Source organism: Roseburia sp. TF10-5 (genome assembly GCF_003462365.1).
Classification (GTDB): domain Bacteria; phylum Bacillota; class Clostridia; order Lachnospirales; family Lachnospiraceae; genus Roseburia; species Roseburia faecis.
The window spans coordinates 183,128-204,298 of the sequence record NZ_QTYW01000002.1 but is presented as its reverse complement, the minus strand read 5'-3'; the positions used below and the strand labels follow the sequence as shown (position 1 = coordinate 204,298).

Below are 21,171 nucleotides of genomic sequence, written 5' to 3'. Positions count from 1 at the left end.
TGCCCAATGGGAACAATGACGCAGGGTATCTGTAAATTAAAAAATAATGAAAATAAGTAATACTATAAGGTGATTTATAAAAGGCATATGTCAATAATGTTATTGACATATGCCTTTTATAGGACTATTATATAAGAAAAGCGAGAAAGGAGCAGTTTATGCCGAGACCAGTAAAATGCAGAAAAGTCTGTCATTTTCCCCAAATTTTAGAATTTCTTCCGGCAGATGATAATGAGAAAAAAACACCCATTGTTCTGACAATAGATGAGTACGAGACAATTCGTCTTTTGGACAAGAATGGCTATAGTCAGGAGCAGTGTGCAGCAGCTATGCAGATCGCAAGAACAACTGTTCAACGAATTTACGAGATTGCCAGGAAGAAAATAGCAGATGCACTCATTGATGGACATCCACTCAGAATCGAGGGCGGGGATTTCAGAATTTGTGATGGTCAGAGCAGCAACTGCAGCTTTGGAGGATGTTACAAACAGGAAATTTACAAAAAATATGCAGAAGAAAAAGGAGAAGGTATCATGAGAATAGCAGTAACATATGAAAATGGACAAATTTTCCAGCACTTTGGACACACAGAGACATTTAAGATTTACGATGTAGAGGAAGGAAAAGTAGTACATTCAGAAGTAGTAGATACGAATGGAAACGGACATGGCGCATTGGCAGGAGTTCTTAATGCATTGAACGCAGATGTTTTGATCTGTGGCGGAATCGGAGGCGGTGCACAGACAGCGTTAGCGGCAGCCGGTATTAATCTTTTCGGAGGAGTTTCCGGAGATGCAGATAAAGCGGTAGAAGCTTTTATCAATGAAACACTTGAGTATAATCCGGATGTGAAGTGTTCTCACCATGAGCATAACCACGGGGAAGGACATACATGTGGCGAGCATGGATGTGGAAGTCATAGCTGTCATTAAGAAGAATAAAAAATACAACACGAAAGGATGCGTCAAGGTAATGCAAGAATTATCGTGATACATCCTTTTGTATTTGGATTGATTTTCAAAAAGATATTGCTATAAAAAACAAGTTAATATTTTCCAGAATCGAGAGTATAATATAAGTACCAAGAGAGGAATCTCTTCCTGGAAACAGGACACGAAGCATAAGGTGTTTGCTTCCGTTGCACTGGCAACGTTAAAACTTTGCATTTACTCTTTAGCATAGAGGATAATCAAGCCGAGTAGGTGAGAGGCCTATGATTTGGTGGCAAAGCACCATAACGAAACCAGTTTTTAAGAAATTGTGGAGAAACCTTTGATGCAAAGGTTTCTCTTTTACGTTAAGGAGAATTATGAAGTGTAGAGTACCAAATACAAGAACATTGACTCTGGAAGAATTATTAACTATATTGTGCAAATGTGCAATATTATATTCAGAATATGCTGATACCACTTTATTATTCATATTTATGAGGCTTGTATAGAGGGAACAATTACCAGAGAAGATTGTAATCCACGAAGAGATGCGAATACCATGTATTCAAAAGTAGCTATTATGGAACAGATGCTGGACTTGCGAAATAGTAAGTGCTATAAAATCGGTGAAAAAAATCTGGTAACGAGGGATAATGATTTTGAAATGGCTACAGGCAATGTGAATGGAATAATGGGTTATGATTCGAGGATAAGGATAAAGGGAACAAATAAGGTGGATAGCACAAAATCACCCATCCCTACTACGTTATTAAATAATTCCATTACAGATTATTGCTCAAGACCACAGAAAATCATGTTTATTTTGCAGAAGTCTGATGGAGAAAGTACATATAACATATTATTTTATGAAATAAAGAGGGATTTGTTTCAATCTGAGAAAGAGTTTTTCACAGATGAGTTACATAATATGCACTAAAAAGGAACCTGCATAAAAACAGATTCCTTAAATGAGGGAAAATCCCTGTCGAAGAATGGAAGTCCAGTTACTTTTCTGATAGAGAAATCGGACTATGATTACAGTCTGCTTTTCTTCATCAATGGTATAAAAGGCAAGGTAATTATTGATTATCGCAAAACGAATGCCCCAGCTTGCCAGTACCGGATCATCTACCAGACAAAACTTCTGTGGCAGGTCGGCTAGTGAGCCTATCTGTTCAGTCGCAGCATCTAACAGATTATCTGCGGCATCGGGATTTCTGAGGGTAAATTGGATGTAATCCGCAGCACGCATAATATCGTGTTCTGCGGTGGAAGTGATATGAACCTGATAGCTCATCGGTTGCGGCGGCTCCTGATATCAGCCATAGCTTCGGAAAATGGTCTGGTGTTGCCTGTGGCAATATCGTCCATTCCTTCCTTGATCTGGCTGTAAAGTTCAAAGCGGCTGGTCAGTTCTTCGTAGGTTTCAATGCTCATGACGGCAAGGTCGCCTTTTCCATTCTTTGTGATGAAAACTGGTTCAGGATAATTATGACAAAATGTAGAAATTTCATTGTAATTATTCCTTAAATCAGCACTTGATTTGATTGCTGGCATAAAAACACCTCCTCATTCCATAACAAAATTATACACAAATTTTGTTATGGAGTCAATGGATATACCATTAGTGTTAGCAGGATAAACACAACTATTCATATGTATCTGACCGTGAGGTCGGGAACAGACCCGTTGGGTGATGTTCCCGGTGGGCTTTCACTGCTGCATACATAGCGGATCTATACTGTCCTTTATATTGTTCCAAAGTCCATGTACCACTTAAACGTTTATCTTTATCCTCCTACTTCGGCTTCTCCCTCTCAGGATTTCTTACCGGCTGTCTGTCTGAGTTCTCCTCTTTCTGCGATTCATCGGCATATTCAAGCTCATTTGTCTGCTCCCTGTCAATTTTTGCTCTGCCTCATCCTGCATAGAAAATCTTCTGTCAGTTTCGCATCTCCACCCGGATGATTATGATTTTGAGGTTAAAGCTTACGCCTCCACAAACACGGTTTGTACGATTCTGTCCATTGTGCTTGCCGTCTGTGCACTTGTTTTGGGCATAGGATTCTTACCTTCTCTTGTAGTGTGCCTGATTTGGATTGTAAATCAGTCTGTATATTGCAAGGAAGCGTTAAAGTATTCAAAGGCAGGAACTAAGATTTCATGATGGAAACGCAGGAGGACAGGCAATGGGAAGTTATTTGGTGATTATTGCTGTGCTGATTATCTTTTTCTGCATCAGGAGAAGAAGGCGAACAGCAGCGGTTGCGTGGCAGATACTAAATCGATGTATCGCATTTTTATCGTGGAAGATGATGAAATCATTGCAAGAACAGTAAAAAGTCATCTGGAAACGATGTCGGACGAATTGAGAAAGAGTACGATATTCCATTAGAAGAAGATTTAAGAAAGAATTTTTCGAGAATCCGAAGACAGACCGGTTACGGAAGTTTTTACAAACTTTTACTTACGGGAGTGGAGAGGATAAAAATCGGACATACTAACAAAAAAGTTGGAGGTATGTCATGAAACCCAAAAATTACACGGATAAATCAGCGATGCTTGTAGGAACGGATGCAGATCCGGTTACCGCAGGACCAAAATATTTTGCGGAGAACACACCGGAACAGGAAAAAGAAAATGCAGAAATCCGGCAGAGCAGTATGTACAACGACAAAAACCGCGCACGCATAGATAACAACCAGTTTTTTGAAACGAGAAGTAATCCTTTGAGCAGCAAAGGGAATTGAGGATTTGCTTGACAAAGGTTCTGTCCGAACATCATAATGAATGATAGAGATATCATGTAAAACAGGACGGAGCATAGTATGAATCAGATTTGCAGGGACATTTTCCGGGCGATTCATGAGGGAAAGTGGCTGAAAATCGAATATCGGAACAAAGCGGATCAGATTACAAAATACTGGATTGGAATCCGTGATCTCGATCCGGCAAAACGTACCCTCAAAGTAGATGGTCTGCACCTCGGAATGTATACACTGGGGGAATATGACAAAATTTTTGTGGATTCCATCCTGTCCACGGAAGTCATTGAAGGAACGTACTGTCCGGAAAACAGGCAGCTGATCGAAGATATTGAGATGCATCCGGAGCGCTATAAAACTATTTTTTCCAGCTCTGCAAATCTGAAAATACTAAATTATCTGGAACTGTGTAACCGCATGGATACGACACCTTACATCACCGATTATGATCTGATCCATTATATCGATGGGGATCGTGTGAAAAACGGACGGTATGCACTTAACGATCAGCAGTTTCAGGAGGTCGTGTCAAATTTCCAGTATTCCCTGTCTCACGAAAAGAAAAAGAGCACCAATTTAAGAATTAAGAAACTGGCACTCAATGTATTGAGTATTCATATGGCGAAGGGGCTGTATGTTCTGGCATACCGGAACCTGAACCTTGATGTGAAAAACAGAGTGTTTCAGCCGGATGAAGATATCACAGTCTGCACACAGTTTGGCATTGACGGACAGACGGAAAATGCGCGTAAATTTCTGGATGCGGACGAGTACGAACTGCTGGAAGATTTTGAAAACAATCTGGAAAAAATCAAAGATGCGATTACCGGTCATGGCGGGCAAAAGCCAGTCGTAGATGATATGCCGTATGTGCTGGGGCTTGGGATGGATGTAGTGCTGAATCTGCATGACGAGTACAAAGCCATACTTGATATGTTTGAAAAGCAGCAGGTTACTTATCCAGTCAAAGCCTTCTTCGGGGAATTGTTAGAACGGCCGCGCCGCACCAAGGCGTATCCGATTGCACTGATCAATCAGAACATCAATCTGGATCAGCTGCTGGCAATCAACAACGCCATGAAATATCCGCTTGCCTACATACAGGGGCCACCGGGCACGGGAAAAACAAATACGATCATCAACACGATAGTAACGGCGTTTTTTAACAATACGACCGTTTTATTTGCGTCCTACAATAACGTTCCAATCGACAATGTATTTGAGAAACTGACGCATCTTGAGTACCATGGACAGACCATTCCGTTTCCGGTACTGCGGCTTGGAAATATAGACAAAGTTAAAGCTGCAATCAGCTACATCAACCGCTTGCGCAATCAGGTGCAGACCGTAAAAATATTTACGTCCACGCTCGATAAGCGCAAGGATGACCGGATTGACCGTGCAAAACGTCTTTCTGCGAGACTGAAAGAGTATGAGGAAATTCTGGATTTAAAGGAGCGGAAAGAGACACTTTCGCATCTGATGGAATACCAGGAACATATTAAAAATGCCATGAATCTGCTCCCGTTTCAGATGGACCTGCAGGGATACCAGATGCAGAAGCTCGATCAGAGAATCCATCAGATTGGCGAAATTTCTGATTCGGATGCCCTGCAGCTTCTCGACCGCAACGAAGAAGAATTTTATCAGTATTTATTTTATACGTCTGCGCGTTATATCAAGATACTCGAAGAACCCAAATATCAGGAACTGCGGGAGATTTTAGATTCTGGAGAAAATCCAGAGACACAGGCGCGGGCATTCAACAAATACATGCAGAAATCCGAAAATGTAAAGAAGCTGCAGCGTGTTTTTCCAATCATTATCACTACCTGCATATCGGCACATAAGATCGGGAAACCGGAGCCACTGTTTGACATGACCATTATGGACGAGGCCAGCCAGTGCAATGTTGCGATCTCTCTTGTCCCGATTATCCGTGGAGAGAAACTGATGCTTGTGGGAGATCCGCAGCAGCTGAATCCGGTTATTCTGCTCGGAGAACTGATCAACCGCAAGCTGCGACGGCGGTATCATGTGGCAGAGGAATATGATTACAGAAAGAATTCGATTTACAAAACGTATCTGGCATGTGATGCGGTGAGTGATGAAGTGCTTTTGCGCAGCCATTACCGCTGCAACAGAGAAATTATTGGATTTAACAATAAAAAATATTACAATTCCAAACTGCAGATCTGTTCAAAAAGCAAAGAGCCGGAGCCGCTTGTCTATGTAGATGTAAAAAGCGATCGTGCCGGGATCAAAAATACATCTCCGGAGGAAGCAGACGAGGTCATTGCATACGCGAAGCAGAACACGGACAAAAGTATCGCGGTGATCACACCGTTTGTAAACCAGCGGGCACTGATCGAGCAGGCGATCAAAGAAAACCACCTCGAAAATTTAGTCTGTGGAACGGTGCATGCTTTTCAGGGAGATGAAAAGGATGTGGTGCTTTTTTCCACGGCACTGTCCGACCGCACCAATGCTGGTACCTATCAGTGGCTGAAAAACAATAAGGAACTGATCAATGTTGCAACCTCACGGGCGAAAGACAAACTTGTTCTGCTCGCAGACAGCAAAGAACTGGAGCGTCTGCATGCAGGACAGGCAGACGATGATCTTTATGAACTTGCGCAGTACATCAAAACCAACGGGAAGTCAGAGATCACGGAAAAACATATCAGTTCCCGTGCGCTTGGTATCCAGCCGTTTTCCACCGCTACCGAAAATGCGTTTCTCGAAAACCTGACGCATGCGCTCGAGAATATCTGGCTTTCCCAGAGCAAGTATGTGATCCACAAAGAAGTTGCCATATCGCAGGTGTTTCAGGACAACATGACATATGATGATCTGTTTTATATGGGGCGCTTTGATTTTGTTGTGTACGAAAAACAGGGAAAAAAGGAACTTCCGGTTCTGGCAATCGAACTTGACGGGAAAGAGCATTTTGAGGATGCGGTGGTGCAGGAGCGCGATCGGAAGAAAAATGCCATCTGTCAGGCACACAATATGGAGATTATACGGGTGGAGAATTCTTATGCCAGAAGGTATAATCATATTAAGGGAATTCTGATGGATTATTTTTCGAGGGTGCATTAAAAGAAAAATGCATTTTTTGTTATGAAAATATAGCAAATCCCAAAAATCAGTGCTAAAATATACACAATTCATCCGTGCAGAAATGCGGCCTTCGGGCTTTCACATGACACTTTTTTCGATAGCGTAGGCTTAGCGGTGTTATCATGTTGAAGCGGATGAATTTTTATGTTTACAGAAAAGGGAAACGTGTCAGTAAGGAGAAACTGGTGAAAAAACAAAAAGGAATGATCATCACTGCGGCCGTGTTACTTGCAGCCGCCGCAGTCGTAACCGGAAGCCGTCTGATCCGGCATCCGGAAAAATCAAACACAAAAAAGTCTGAGGTTGCGGATCAGGAGAACAGTGAAAAAGAACAGGATCACAGGACTTCAGGGACAGAACTGAGTGAGAAAAAACAAAACATGAACAAAAGTATCACAGAGGAAGCGTTCTATATTTCCAAAATCCCGGACGATATTTTTGAGAAGATGCAGGGAAAATCATACAAGGCAGATTGTACCGTACCGCGGGAAGATCTCCGCTATCTTCATGTGCTCCACATGGGGTTTGACGGTCAGACAAAAGAGGGAGAACTTGTGGTAAATAAAGCCATTGCAGAGGATGTCCTTGCCATTTTCAGGCAGTTGTATGAGGCAGAATATCCCATTGAAAAAGTCCGGCTGGTGGATGAATACGATGCGGATGATGAGGCATCCATGAGCGATAACAATTCCTCTGCGTTTAATTTCCGTTTCATTTCCCATACGACAACAATCTCAAAACACGGTCTGGGCATGGCAGTCGACATCAATACGCTTTATAACCCCTATGTAAAAACCGTCAACGGAAAGCTGTCGATTGAGCCTGCAAACGCAGAAGCATATGTTGACCGGAGTGGGGATTTTCCGCATAAGATCGATCACAATGATCTGTGTTACAAGCTTTTTACCCGATATGGATTTACCTGGGGTGGGGATTGGACACATTCGAAGGATTACCAGCATTTTGAAAAAGACTGATGGAAAGTTGTAGGGACATATAGAGAAAAAGATGTAATGTATGTCCCACTGTAAAGGAGTGGTGAGACATATAGAGAAAAAGATATAATGTATGTCCCACTGTAAAGGAGTGGTGGGACATATAGAGAAAAAGATATAATGTATGTCCTGTTGTAAAGGAGAGATGGGACATAAGAGAATAGATATTTCACATATGTCCCATGCGGACAATATGGGGGGACATAAAAGAATACATTTCCTATATATGTCCCATAAGAGCAAATGGAGAGGTCAACCAGCATTGGTGCAATTGGTGCCTGACACCATAAACTTCGTGAGCTTTCGCCGAAGGCGAAGGAAGCGCTCGAAGCCTATAAGGCAGTCAGTTGATTGGTAAATTTTAATATGCTCCATTTGGACGTGAGAGAGTGTTAAGAATCTCATGTGTTCCAAGTGGAGCTTTTTTATGGTTATTTTTATTTATATGTTGTAAAATGAAATAAATATAAAAATTTTGTATTATTTTAACCCCCTTTTTTATTTTGATTCGTCTATATAATATCAGAGATAAAAGAGAGGTTAGAAATATGGAGAAAAGTTGGATGTTAGTTGATGAAAAGGTTATTCAAGATGCAATAAACAAAGAAGAGAATGCTATAAATTTAATTTATGAACAAACGATAAATTCGGCATATTTTGTTGCACAAACCCATGCGTGTAATATTTCGTATATAAATGATATTTTGCAGGATTCTTATATTCGGGTGTTTGAACACTTGGATACACTACATGATTATACCAAATTGCAATCATGGATTAATGCTATCGTGCGAAATAAGGCATTGGATTATAATCGAAAATGTAAAGAATGGACATTTTCAGATTTAATATCAGACGGGGATGAAGAATGGGATACAGAGGATGAAAACGGTAAATTTATTCCTGAAAAAGAAGTTGACTATGTAGAAACACGAAAAATTATGATGCAGATTATTAGCGCGTTACCATCAGATCAACGTATTTGTGTGTATATGCGGTATTATGATCAACTTTCGGTAAATGAAATTGCGCAAGAACTTCAGTGTAATTCAGAAACAGTGAAAAGCCGAATTCGATACGCTAAAAAGAAGTTAAAAGAAAGCGTGCTTGAATTAGAGAAGCAGGGAACAAAGCTATATGCGATTCCGATTATTCCTTGTTTGTGCTGGATTTTTCAGGAGGAAGCAAAAGCATCGGTTTGCCCAAAGGAGGTAGCTATAGCGGTAAATAGGAACATCAGATATTGGGCGCATGAAAATATGATAGCTTCAACTACGGGAAAAGTGACATTGGCTGGAAGTAATATGGTCAAACCAATTGCAATTGGTTTATCTGTTGCTTTGGTGACCACTTCTCTCGGATATTTTGGAACTTCCGCATTTATTAGTAATAAACTCGGAAAGCGAGAATCTTTGCATGTGGCTCAATCAATGAACTCCGAAAGCGAAGGTGGAATAGAACAAAGTAGCGAGGAGTTTGAAAATAACGATGATATGCAATATGAGTTTTTCGCAGATGACATTGCATGGAAACGTTATTCGGATGCACTGTCGAATTTATTTTATGCAAATACATTTCCTGATAAAAAAGATACAGACAGTTGGCATGAAAAAATTGATGGCATGGATCCAGATAGTATAGAGTATCGATTTAGTATCCAGGATATTGATGGAGATGGTGAAGATGAATTAATGATTTACGCATATGGTGGCTATATGGCAGCGACTTTTGATGCAGTCTATAAATATGATAGTTCTGCAGATGGACTAAACAAAATGCTGGGGTTTGGAAACGAGGGCGATTTATATGAGAATGGAAGTATTGTAAGCAACGACCACGGAGCACAAACAATTTATTATTATGATAAAGAGGCACAACAATATTATGATAAAGGAACTTTTTACTTAACGGAGGCCGTGGATGAATTAGAAACATATGATTTGAATGGAAACGGTGAAATTTGTATAAAAGGCGATACAACATATTGCGATGATTCTGAATTTGATGAGATAATGGAAAAATATGCAGAAGGGGCTGTTGTAGAGAGCTTTGAAGAAATGCCGATATTGACGCATGAAACTATAGTTGATGTTGCAAAAACAGCAAGTGATAGAATTTTAGAGAGATATAAAGTCATAGCAGATGAAGAAAATGATTGGGGAATTTTGCTATTGCAACCGTATAATTGGAATTTTACGGAAGTAAGAGCTTCGTTAACGAAAGATCTAGTGGCTAACGGAATGGAATATAAGATGTTAGATGGAGAGTTTGGAAAGATGGAGGATCCTTATACGTATGGGGCTGAATACGAACTCTATGATAAAAATGAAAAAATTATCAAAGCAGAAATTGTAGATGGCGGAGGGATTACATTTTATAGACCGATAGATGGTGTGAGCGTATTTGGAAGCAAGGTTGGAGACCAAGAAGAAAAACTCTTGCATAATATGAAGGCGTTGGGCTTGTATAAAGTTAAGGAAGGCGTTTATTATTCGGGGGAATCAGAATACAATTGTGCTATTGAATATAGTGTTGATGAGAATGGTAAAATAAGCAAAATTGATTTACGTCCATATTGTAAATTCGCAGAATAAAAGCATAAGGAGTAGAGTTTATGTATTGTAGAAGATGTGGAAGACCGGTTAAAGATAATGAATTGTTCTGCAAAAATTGTGGCACAAAATTAAGAGATGAAACCGAATTACATATGATGCCTGAACGTACCAAGAAAAAAAGGAAAGGGGGTTACATAGTTGTATCAGCGTTACTTGGATTACTGTTAGGTGTTGTGGCTGCGATTGGAGTAAAGTGGAAAGATTTAAAATCACCACACGAAGTTGACTCTCAGATTATGACGAGTGAGAAACATATAAATTCGACACAGGATTTGCAGATGGAATCATCAATTGGAACCGAAACAACTGAGACAAAGTTAGAGGTGTTGAATACCGAAAATTCAGAGATGCCAGCAATTTCGATGGAAAATATTCAGCGGGTTTCAGCTAGTTCTTATTTGAAGGAAAAGAGTATTCAGCATATACCGGAACGGTTAATCGATCAAGATACAACAACTGCTTGGGTGGAAGGTGTTTCTGGAACTGGTGAGGGCGAATTTGTTTGCTTTGAGCTTGATGGTAGCTATACAATTAATGGAATAAAGATTTGGAATGGTTATCAGAAGAGTGAAGATTTATATTACAAGAATGCACGACCACAAAAACTAGAAGTGGAGTTCTCTGATGGAACATCAGAACGTCTTAAGTTACAAGATAATGTAGATGGGAGCCAAACGTTCTATTTTGATGGAAGAATTACATCATATGTAAAAATATCAATTCTTTCTACATACAAAGGAAGCAAATATGAGGATACTGTAATGTCAGAAATTGAGTTGTTTTAAAATGAAGGAGAAACAAGATATGAAAAAACGAAATATTATAAGGGGATTTCTTGTACTTGTAATGGTAGTAATGACAGGCTTTTTTATTAATCTAGAAATAACAAAAGCAGATGAGAAAAACACAGAAAATTATCATTTAATACCTTGGGATGATGGACAATCTGGTACATATTGGATGGATGGATATTTATATTGGATCGATATGAAAAAGAAAAAAATATCTAGGTATTCGGATGAAGAAATGACAAAAGAGGAAGTTCTGGTTGAGGCAGATAAGGGAACATGTATCGGCGAGTGCGGACTACTTTATGATGACATTATTTATTATGTACTTATAGATAATAAAACGCATGCAGGAAATTTGTATTCGTATAATTTGAAATCGAGAGAAAGCAATAAATTAGGAGCTGCAAGGGAATTGCAGAGACTAGAGGTACTAGTGGATGGAAAGATTTATGGATGTGGATATACGAAAACTGGAAATCCAGAGGTGTTTTTGTATGATTTAAAGGGAAAAAAGTTAAAACAGATATGCAAGAATGGTTATTTTGGACAGATTGTTGGAAAATACATTGCAATTCAGACAATTTCATCATCAGGAAAGTCTGGAATGACATTGTATAGAAAGTCTGATGGTCAGAAAATAAAAACGATTACTAGTAATTGCAGTTATTATGAGTTCATAGATAACACGTTTTATTATGTGGAACCGATTGCAGAATTTAAGTATAAGATAAAGTCTTATAACATCGAAAAAAAGAAGACGATCACATATGGAACCATAAAGGCAAATGAGTTTGGGGCAATCACTTCAAAGTATTTGTATTATAGCAATGGACCGATGATTGGAGAATGCAAATATTACAAGTATAGTTTTGCAAAGAAAAAAAGTATAAGGATTACAGAAGAAGCGTTTCAATATTAAATAAAATCAAGTATAATTATTAAAGGTTAAAGGAGGAAAAAGTTATGAAGAAAATAATTGGTAAGATTGTAAATTGGATATTGGTATGTGGTTTGCTGATAACAATGATTCCTGTTGTTACCAAAGCAGATTCAACATATACGAGAATAATGCCAGGGTACACATCTGATTTAGCAACAACAATTCCAGTTGATGGTACAGACTACGTTGCTACATTTGAATCTGGAGATATTGAAAATATGTATTTTTCTTTTGAAGTGCCGGAATCATCTGATAATTTTTATTCTATTTATTACAAGAATTTGTCGGTGGATTGTAGAACTTCATTTACGATAGAATCATCCGTAGGGGAGGTTATACATGAGTGCTCATATCTTAGGGCGTCGGATGGTTGTTATTATAATAAAAAATTGCCTTCAGGTACATATATTTTAAAAGTTCATCAAGGCAATTCAAAAAAAGGAAATATAAAAATTAATGTTTCTTCTCGAAAAGATGATGTTGGGGATTCTTGGGAAAGTGCCAAAAAAATAGTGGAAGGAAAGACTTTGCAGGGGTCATTAGATGGGGCATATGATAATGATTACTATAAATTTGTTGTTCCTGAAAATGGTACGTATGAGATTTATGCAAAAAATCTTTCTATAGCAAGTAAAACATATTTTGGCGTCTATTCTTCATCTGAAGAGTTGATGGGGGATCGAACATATATAGGGAAAAATGAGGATGGATACATTCATCTAAAATGTACTAAGGGCGACGTATATTATTTAAGATATTGTTATCAATATTCTGATTATCAGGAAAGCGATTTTGGTAATTATAAAATATATGTAAAGAATATAAAACCTAGTAAAATAAAGCGCATAAATGTAAAAAATACTAAATCTAAAGAGGTAAAGATTTCTTGGAGTAAAATTTCTGATGCAAGCGGATACGAGGTGCAGACCGCAACAGATAAAAAGTTTACAAATAGTAAAACGTTTGATGAGTCAGATGCAAATATAAAATTGTATTCTCGATCGAAAGGGACTTTTTATGTAAGGATTCGTGCATATAAGACTATTGACGGAACGACATATTATGGAAATTATTCTTCAATTAAGAAAATCAAGTTTAAATAGGGAGTATCATAGCTCCTCTTGAATAGATAATAGTTAACCTTTTGAGTAGGAGAGGCTATGTGTGAAACGGTAAGCGAAGCGATAAAGGATGAAATTAAAAAGATTCTAGTGTTTTCCATGTGGAATGTTGTGCATGCATTTAAAACGTAATCCTGAGCCAAAAGGTGGGACATAAGAGCAAACGGAAAATTTTTCCTTGACATATCTGTACAGGGGAATATAATAATCATCGAAAAGAAAATATTGTTCACCGAAATTCGTTGACGAGAACAGCATCGTATCTTATCGTTATTTTCAGAGAGCCTGTGGGTGGTGCGAACAGGTAGTAGCCGGATATGGATGATCCTCTCTAAGAAGCGGGCTGAAAGCAGACAACTGTGAGTAAACTTTGCCGGTTTCCTCCGTTATGGGATAGCATATGTTGGTATGTGAAGTGTCACAGAGTTTTTCTGTGGAATCAGGGTGGTAACGCGGATTTTATTCGTCCCTTTCCAGAGTAGTATCTGGGAAGGGACTTTTTTAATGTCTGAATTCGTTTTTCAGTGAACAGACCAAGGAGGAAAAGTTTATGAAAGCACTACAAAAACTCAGCAAATGGTTATCGGACTACACATCAATTGTGGTAATTGCAATTGCGGTAGTAACATTTATCGTTCCGGGCATGATGGGATGGGTAAACCATCAGTTATTTACCGATCCGGTTTCCAATAAGTTTACAAGTCAGTCGATCATCATCGGTATTATTATGTTCAGTATGGGTCTGACACTGACAACGCAGGATTTTAAGATTCTGGCACAGAGACCATTCGATATCTGTGTTGGTGCACTGGCACAGTATCTGATTATGCCGTTTCTGGCATTCGCACTGACGAAAGTGCTGCATCTTCCTGCCGGCATTGCACTGGGACTCATTCTGGTAGGTTGTTGTCCGGGTGGCGTGTCATCCAACATCATGTCGTATCTCTGCGGTGGAGATGTGGCATTTTCCGTGGGAATGACAACCGTATCCACGATTCTTTCCCCGATCATGACACCACTTATGGTTTCTCTTCTGGCAAGCGGAACCAATATTTCCATCAAGGCACTGCCAATGCTTGTTTCTATTGTGGAAACGGTTATTCTTCCGGTAGCACTGGGCTTTCTTCTCAACTATCTGCTGGGAAAAAAGAAAATGTTCAGTGAGTTACAGAAAATAATGCCGGGTGTTGCGGTACTGGGGCTGGCATGTGTTGTCGGTGGTGTGGTATCTTCCCAGGGCGCGAAGTTCTTCCAGTCCGGAGCTGTAATCTTTGTAGCTGTTTTTCTTCACAATGGACTTGGTTATCTGCTTGGTTATGGAGCAGGAAAACTTGTTGGTATGAATACCGCCAAAAAGAGAACCATTGCTATCGAAGTTGGTATGCAGAATGCAGGACTGGCAACAAACCTTGCCACAACGACCGCGCAGTTTTCCGCAACACCGGAGTCTGCGATCATCTGCGCTGTTTCCTGCACCTGGCATTCTATTTCAGGGACACTGCTTGCCGGCATGTTTGCAGCTTATGATAAACACAAACAGAAAAATGCATAAGTTTTTCTATTGACATAGACATGGGAATGATGTAACATAACGGTGTTATCTAACATAACAACGTTATGTTACATTTTTATTTACAGGGAGATACCATGGCAGGAAAGAAGATACACGACAACGAGACAAAGACACACCTGCTCCAATGTGCCAAAAAGGAATTTATGGATAAAGGATTTGCGGGGGCATCTCTGCGAGGGATTTGTCAGAAGGCGGGCGTGACCACCGGAGCGCTGTATTTTTTCTTTCAGGACAAAGATGACCTGTTCTGTGAAGTAGTGGGAAATTTCATGGACCGGCTCAATGAGATTTTGCGGGAGCATTTTTCCTATGAGGTAAATGAAATGGAAAGTGGAAAGGCGACCGAACATGATGACAGCAGCGATTTTGAAGCAGTCGCGCAGATCGTCCATGAACTGTACACTTACCGGGACGAGGTGCTTTTGGTGCTGACGAAAGCGCAGGGTTCGAGCATGGAACATATGCCGGACCGGCTGGTGGATCAGATGGATGAACACAATGCATTTATCTGTGAGGAAATGTGTAAAGCCTACGGTGTTATGATGGTGGAAAAAAACGTCGTGCACTGGATGTCCCATTCGCAGATTGACATGTTTATCTTTATGGTAACGCATATTGATAACGAAAAAGAAGCACTGCAGTTTGCAGAAAAGGGTGTAAAATATTTGCTGGCAGGCTGGTACGGACTCGTCAGACCGTAGGCTGTCCGCATGTTTTGACGGAAGGTCTGGAAAAGAAGCACAGATCGTCCGCGTTTGGACAAAAGGTTTAGAAAAGAAGCACAGGTCTTTCGCTTTTTGCGGGAGACCTAAAAAAAGAACCAGAGGTTAGATAAAACTAATATTAGTATGAAAAATAAAACCAAAAAGAAAGGGAGTTTCTATGTCAGAAGAAGAAAAGAAGTTTTTGGAAATTGTAGATTTAAAGAAAGGATTCGGAAGCGGACAGACGCGTCAGGAAGTCCTGCGCGGCATGAATTTTTCCGTTGCAAAAGGGGAGTTCTGTGTGCTGTTAGGACCATCCGGTTCCGGAAAATCCACACTGCTCAATATCATTGGCGGGATTGACAACGCTGATTCCGGTTACATCAATATCAACGGCGATAAGTTAGAGGATATGAGTGAGAAAAAGCTGACACAGTACCGCAGAAAACATCTCGGCTATGTATTCCAGATGTACAATCTGATTGGAAATCTAAACGTGAAGGAAAACATCGAAGTGGGAGCGTATCTGTCAGACAATGCGCTTGATATTGATGATCTGTTACATACGCTCGGACTTTACGAGCACCGCTACAAACTGCCGAACCAGTTGTCCGGAGGCCAGCAGCAGCGTGTTTCCATCGGCCGTGCGATTGTAAAAAATCCGGATATTCTGCTCTGCGATGAGCCGACCGGAGCACTTGACTACAATACCTCCAAGGAGATCTTAAAGCTGATTGAGGAGGTCAACAAAAAATACGGCAACACGATCATTATGGTAACGCATAACGAGGCGATCAAAAATATGGCAGACCATGTGATCAAGCTCCGTGACGGAGCGGTGCGCCACAACGACATCAATACAAACAAGGTATCCGCGGAAGATCTGGAATGGTAAGGGGGCTGCTATGAAAAAAATCAAAAATCCCCTGATCAGGAGAATACCGAAAGAACTGATCGGGGACTGGAAAAAATATCTGGTTGTATTCCTGTTTCTTGTGCTCACGATCGGCTTTGTGTCCGGTATGTATGTGGCAAACGAGAGTATGATTACTTCGGCAAACGAAGGCGTGACAAAATACAAACAGGAAGACGGTCATTTTGAGCTAAAAAAACAGGCAGATGCCACCTTGCTTTCGGCAATTGAGACCGGTGAAAAAGCGGATGTCAAACAGTATTATCTGGATGAAGCAAAAAAGAAACTGGATAAAAAACTGCCGAAAAAATTTAAGGAAAAATTTGACGAAAAGTTTCCGGATAAATTTAAGAAAGAATTCGATAAAAAATTTCCGGAACAGTTTAAGAAATCTTTTGACAAAGAATTTAAAAAGCAGTTTGAGCAATCGTTTCCGGCAAAATTTGCGTCATCTTTTAAGAAGGAGTTTGATCCGGAATTTAAACAGAGTTTCGATGCAACATTTGTCAAACAGTTTGATGCACAGTTTGCAGCGCAGGTAAAACAATCCCTGCTGGCACAGGGGATGGATGCACAGACAGCGGGGCAGATGCTGGATACTGCGGTAGCACAGGCAAAAAAAGACGGAAGCTACAAAAAAGCTTACGACAGTGCATACAGTAAGGCTTATGCTCCGGCATATAAAAAAGCGTATGACAGTGCATACAGCAGTGCATATAACGAGGCACATGACAAAGCCTACAGCGAAGCGTATGACAAGGCGTATGATGAGGCCTACGACAAGGCATATAAAAAAGCCTACAAAAAGGCGTATGATAAGGCCTACAAAAAAGCCTACGACAAAGCCTGGAAAAAGGCACAGGACAAGATCGAAGACAAATATGCGGATGCGGAAGAAAAATATAAATTAAACGATCCAGATTTTAAGGCAACAAAGACAACATTGTATGAAAACTTTTTCCGAAATGAGGAAGAAGATTATAATAACGATGGGAAAAAGGATGGAACGATCCGCGTATTTGCAAAGACAAAGGATATCAACCTGGCATGTATGCTGCAGGGAAGTTTTCCACAGAAGGCGGATGAAATTGCCATTGACCGTATGCACGCCGACAATGTCGGAATAAAGGTGGGAGATACCGTCACAGTTTCCGGAGAGACTTATAAAGTTGTGGGACTGCTTGCGTATGTCAATTACTCCACCTTACACGAAAAGACCACCGATCTGATGTTTGATGCACTGAAATTTGATGTGGCAATGGTGACACAGGACGGTTTCGACCGGCTGCACAAGAGTATCCACTATACTTATGCATGGAAATATGAAACGGAGCCTGCGGATGAGGCCGGGGAAAAAACACGCTCTGATAATTTTATGCGTGCATTGCTCACACAGGTGGTTGTTGCGGACAATGAGCTCGAAGATTACACACCGAAATACGGAAATCCGGCGATCAATTTTGCAACCGATGATATGGGATCGGACAAAGCCATGGGAGGTGTGCTGCTGGATATCCTTGTGGTAATCATCGCATTTATCTTTGCCGTGACGATCAGCAATACGATTGCAAAAGAGTCCTCCGCGATCGGAACGCTGCGCGCGTCCGGTTACACGAAAAGAGAGCTGGTGCAGCACTATCTGTCCATGCCGGTTATTGTAACACTGCTGGCTGCGATTGTCGGAAATATACTCGGCTATACGGTGTTTAAAAATATTGTTGTGTCGATGTATTACAACAGTTACAGTCTGCCAACGTATTACACGATCTGGAATCCGGATGCATTCTTTAAGACCACGGTGGTTCCGGTGATTCTGATGCTGGTTGTCAACCTGATTGTGATCGTGCGCATGATGCAGCATACACCACTGCAGTTTTTACGTCATGATTTAAAAAAGGCAAAGAACAAAAAAGCCATGCGTCTGCCGAGATGGAGCTTTTTAAGCCGTTTCCGTCTGCGTATCATGTTCCAGAATGTTGCAAACTATCTGATCTTGTTTGTCGGTATTTTCTTTATCATGATCATGCTTGCGATGGCGGTCGGTATGCCGGATACGCTCGATTATTACAAGAGCAATACGGATGGCATGATGTTTGCAAAATACCAGTATGTGCTCAAATCCTATGAGGATGACGATAATAAACTGATTACGACAGAAAATAAAGATGCGGAGAAGTTTGACATGACCTCACTCGTAAAAAAGAGTGATGTGCTTGATGAGGAGATCTCGGTATATGGAATCGCGGACAACAGCAACTATGTAAAGATCAAAAAGTTAAGTTCGCTCAAGAAAAATGAAGTTTATATTTCCACTTCGTTTGCTGACAAGTATGGACTTACCGTTGGCGATACCGTATCGCTGGATGAAAAGTATGAAAACAAATCTTACAAGTTTAAAGTTGCGGGATTTTATGACAAGTCCCAAAGTCTTGCGCTCTTTATGTCGATTGACAATTACGGAAAAGTATTTGACTTAAAGGAAAATGAATTCAGTGGATTTTTATCCGACAGCAGGATTACAGATATTGATGAGGAAAATATTGCAACGACCATTACGATAAGAGATATTACAAAGATGGCAGATCAGCTTGACCATTCGATGGGATCGTACATGAATTATTTCCAGATTCTTTGTATTCTTCTGGCTGCGGTTATGATCTATCTTCTGACGAAACTGATTATTGAGAAGAATGAAAATGCGATTTCCATGACAAAAATCCTTGGATACGAAAACAAAGAGATCGCGAGTCTGTATCTGCTTTCGACGAGTATTGTGGTTGTAATCGCGGATCTCATCAGTGTGATTCTTGGAACACTTGTTATGGCCGCGGCATGGCGGATGATGCTCTTTTCCTACAGCGGCTGGTTCGCTTTTCGCGTAACACCGATTGGTTATGCAAAAATGTTTGGATTTGTGCTGATCGGATATCTGATTGTTATGGTATTTGATTTCCAGAGAATCAAGAAGATTCCGATGGATCAGGCTTTGAAAAATGTAGAGTAAACAAAGAAAATAAAAAGAACTGGTACTTTGGAGAGGTACATAAAACGCCCCGGTAGTTGTAGCTGCCGGGGCGTTAATTTATGTAATGTGGGATTACGCCTGCTCACCAAGAGAGGTATTACGCAGTACCGCAAGAATGATGATAGCATATACCCCGCCGATCAGAGCGGTAATTAACTGTGTGACAGAAAATTGAAGCTGCAGGACATGTAACATTGGCTGCATTTTTGCCGGGAGCATATTCGGCAGAATGATAAGAGAAATCAAAATTCCCATAAACAGAGCCTTTAATACAGCGCCAATTACAATGGATACGGGCAAACCGGCTTTTTTACCGAATTTACTGCGGAGCAGGGCAACTGCCACAACAAGAATGATATTTCCAATCATAATACATGGGAACATTGCAGGAATGGCTGCCATAATCGGGCTTCCGGTGATGAAAAAGGAAGTGATTGGAGTGATCACGCTTAAAATGATGCCACAGGCCAGACCAGCGTATACCGTGGTTAAAATCAGAGCGGCATTGATGATCGGGCCTGTGATGTATACATTCAGGTTTTTGAAAAACTGGCTTACAATGCAGATTGCGAGTAAAATTGCTGTAACAGTGATTTGTCTTGTTTTTAATTTCATAAATTTATCCTCCTAAAATTCGTATCATGGTAATGATACTCTTAAAGGCACCGAAATGCAACGACACGGGGATTTTATCTTGTGTTACCATAAAAAATGAGGTAGAGTAAAGACAGTGAAAAGATATTTTGCTCCTACAGGGGGATAAAAACTGTCGAATGTTTAGAAAGAGGAGAGTATATGAAAAAGGGGATAGTATTTCTAATTGTATTTTTGATGGTCATCAGTTTCCCGATATGCGGATATGCGAAGGGGAAGGAGAAAATTTATCTGGACTCCTCCTGGAAATATGCGGATCATGCCAGAATTACATCGGGCTATGCCGTTATGTACAAGGCGAAAAAGAACCGGAAGGATATTGTGATTGCAGTCAATGCGGGACATGGGACGAAAGGCGGTTCATCGGTCAAAACGCTGTGCCATCCGGATGGCTCTGCAAAAGTAACGGGAGGGACAACGGCAGCCGGATCTATCAAAGCTGTGGCTGTGTCGGATGGCATGGCATTCCGTGACGGAACCGCAGAGCGGGATGTAACATTTCGTATGGCGCAGATTCTGAAAAAGAAACTGCTGGCAGAGGGGTATGATGTGCTCATGGTCCGGGATGGAAAGGATGTACAATTGGATAATGTGGCGCGCACGGTTATATGTAATAATGTAGCAGATTGTCATATTGCACTGCATTGGGACAGTGACGGACTTTCCTATGACAAAGGATGTTTTTATGCTTCTGTTCCGAAACAGCTGAAAAACCGAAAACCGCTTGCTTCTTATTGGGAAGAACATGATGCTCTGGGAAAAGCTTTGATTAAGGGATTGCGTTCTAAAAAAGTGAAAATAAGCGGGACAGGAGCTGCGGAGATTGACCTGACGCAGACTTCATACAGTACAATTCCTTCTGTTGATATTGAACTGGGCAACCAGTGTTCGGATCACAGTGACAAAAAAATGGAAAAATTAGCAGCCGGATTACTGCGGGGAATCAATAGCTATGCGAAAAAATACATTCATGTAGCGCCTTTAAGCAGTCTGTGAGATTTATATGAAATAAAAAATGGA

Annotated in this window: 19 protein-coding genes and 1 other annotated feature; of the genes, 16 read left to right on the top strand and 3 right to left on the bottom strand. The window is 40.5% G+C overall.

Annotated features, from left to right (window positions below; translation table 11 throughout):
* Positions 1-158 precede the first annotated feature (158 nt).
* Together DXD06_RS03030 and DXD06_RS03025 are read left to right on the top strand one after the other, a co-directional pair.
* On the top strand, positions 159-932 hold the full coding sequence (locus DXD06_RS03030) for a DUF134 domain-containing protein (RefSeq protein WP_055264255.1): 774 nt from the start codon (positions 159-161) through the stop codon (positions 930-932).
* A gap of 481 nt (positions 933-1,413) precedes the next feature.
* Complete coding sequence (locus DXD06_RS03025; RefSeq protein WP_158569479.1) at positions 1,414-1,869, top strand: PBECR4 domain-containing protein; 456 nt, start codon at positions 1,414-1,416, stop codon at positions 1,867-1,869.
* Positions 1,870-1,896: 27 nt separating this feature from the next.
* Here the strand turns inward: DXD06_RS03025 and DXD06_RS03020 are convergent, their stop codons facing one another.
* The gene (locus DXD06_RS03020) at positions 1,897-2,229 is read right to left on the bottom strand and encodes a type II toxin-antitoxin system RelE/ParE family toxin (protein WP_117830596.1); all 333 of its coding nucleotides are present in this window, start codon (positions 2,227-2,229) and stop codon (positions 1,897-1,899) included.
* Positions 2,226-2,489: a type II toxin-antitoxin system prevent-host-death family antitoxin gene (locus DXD06_RS03015; protein WP_055262435.1), complete on the bottom strand. Its 264-nt coding sequence runs from the start codon at positions 2,487-2,489 to the stop codon at positions 2,226-2,228. Before DXD06_RS03015 ends, DXD06_RS03020 begins: the two co-directional genes overlap by 4 nt.
* A gap of 370 nt (positions 2,490-2,859) precedes the next feature.
* Between DXD06_RS03015 and DXD06_RS18060 the strand changes: the two genes are divergently transcribed.
* The 13 genes from DXD06_RS18060 to DXD06_RS02950 all read left to right on the top strand — a co-directional run bounded on the left by DXD06_RS18060 (position 2,860) and on the right by DXD06_RS02950 (position 19,476).
* Positions 2,860-3,099 (top strand): DUF3169 family protein, encoded by a 240-nt coding sequence (locus DXD06_RS18060; RefSeq protein WP_422232796.1) that lies wholly within the window; start codon positions 2,860-2,862, stop codon positions 3,097-3,099.
* A gap of 102 nt (positions 3,100-3,201) precedes the next feature.
* The gene (locus tag DXD06_RS17680) at positions 3,202-3,327 is read left to right on the top strand and encodes a hypothetical protein (RefSeq protein ID WP_264294233.1); all 126 of its coding nucleotides are present in this window, start codon (positions 3,202-3,204) and stop codon (positions 3,325-3,327) included.
* A 130-nt stretch (positions 3,328-3,457) separates the two neighbouring features.
* Positions 3,458-3,682, top strand: a complete 225-nt coding sequence (locus tag DXD06_RS03000) for a hypothetical protein (protein ID WP_055262436.1) — start codon at positions 3,458-3,460, stop codon at positions 3,680-3,682.
* Positions 3,683-3,760: 78 nt separating this feature from the next.
* The gene (locus DXD06_RS02995) at positions 3,761-6,799 is read left to right on the top strand and encodes an AAA domain-containing protein (RefSeq protein WP_117830594.1); all 3,039 of its coding nucleotides are present in this window, start codon (positions 3,761-3,763) and stop codon (positions 6,797-6,799) included.
* 206 nt (positions 6,800-7,005) lie between these two features.
* The gene (locus DXD06_RS02990; RefSeq protein ID WP_243000838.1) at positions 7,006-7,797 is read left to right on the top strand and encodes a M15 family metallopeptidase; all 792 of its coding nucleotides are present in this window, start codon (positions 7,006-7,008) and stop codon (positions 7,795-7,797) included.
* 581 nt (positions 7,798-8,378) lie between these two features.
* Positions 8,379-10,409, top strand: a complete 2,031-nt coding sequence (locus tag DXD06_RS02985) for an RNA polymerase sigma factor (RefSeq protein WP_158569472.1) — start codon at positions 8,379-8,381, stop codon at positions 10,407-10,409.
* A 20-nt stretch (positions 10,410-10,429) separates the two neighbouring features.
* Positions 10,430-11,215, top strand: coding sequence for an NADase-type glycan-binding domain-containing protein (locus DXD06_RS02980; RefSeq protein WP_117830592.1), 786 nt, complete (start codon positions 10,430-10,432; stop codon positions 11,213-11,215).
* A 19-nt stretch (positions 11,216-11,234) separates the two neighbouring features.
* Complete coding sequence (locus tag DXD06_RS02975; RefSeq protein ID WP_117830591.1) at positions 11,235-12,140, top strand: hypothetical protein; 906 nt, start codon at positions 11,235-11,237, stop codon at positions 12,138-12,140.
* A 44-nt stretch (positions 12,141-12,184) separates the two neighbouring features.
* Positions 12,185-13,264: a hypothetical protein gene (locus DXD06_RS02970; protein WP_117830590.1), complete on the top strand. Its 1,080-nt coding sequence runs from the start codon at positions 12,185-12,187 to the stop codon at positions 13,262-13,264.
* A gap of 251 nt (positions 13,265-13,515) precedes the next feature.
* Positions 13,516-13,756, top strand: a binding site (T-box leader).
* Between the two features lie 76 nt (positions 13,757-13,832).
* Positions 13,833-14,834: a bile acid:sodium symporter family protein gene (locus tag DXD06_RS02965; RefSeq protein WP_055262438.1), complete on the top strand. Its 1,002-nt coding sequence runs from the start codon at positions 13,833-13,835 to the stop codon at positions 14,832-14,834.
* Positions 14,835-14,929: 95 nt separating this feature from the next.
* A complete protein-coding gene (locus DXD06_RS02960; RefSeq protein ID WP_158569471.1) occupies positions 14,930-15,556 on the top strand; it encodes a TetR/AcrR family transcriptional regulator in 627 nt (208 codons plus the stop codon).
* A gap of 181 nt (positions 15,557-15,737) precedes the next feature.
* Positions 15,738-16,454 carry an ABC transporter ATP-binding protein gene (locus DXD06_RS02955; protein WP_022046219.1) on the top strand — a complete coding sequence of 239 codons (717 nt, stop codon included), beginning with the start codon at positions 15,738-15,740 and terminating at the stop codon, positions 16,452-16,454.
* Between the two features lie 10 nt (positions 16,455-16,464).
* Positions 16,465-19,476: an FtsX-like permease family protein gene (locus DXD06_RS02950; protein WP_117830588.1), complete on the top strand. Its 3,012-nt coding sequence runs from the start codon at positions 16,465-16,467 to the stop codon at positions 19,474-19,476.
* Between the two features lie 93 nt (positions 19,477-19,569).
* Here DXD06_RS02950 and DXD06_RS02945 read toward each other — a convergent pair whose 3' ends face one another.
* Positions 19,570-20,112 carry an ECF transporter S component gene (locus tag DXD06_RS02945; protein WP_117830587.1) on the bottom strand — a complete coding sequence of 181 codons (543 nt, stop codon included), beginning with the start codon at positions 20,110-20,112 and terminating at the stop codon, positions 19,570-19,572.
* 180 nt (positions 20,113-20,292) lie between these two features.
* On the opposite strand from DXD06_RS02945, the gene DXD06_RS02940 reads away from it, so the two are divergent.
* The gene (locus tag DXD06_RS02940; RefSeq protein WP_117830586.1) at positions 20,293-21,147 is read left to right on the top strand and encodes an N-acetylmuramoyl-L-alanine amidase family protein; all 855 of its coding nucleotides are present in this window, start codon (positions 20,293-20,295) and stop codon (positions 21,145-21,147) included.
* The last annotated feature ends 24 nt before the right edge of the window (positions 21,148-21,171 follow it).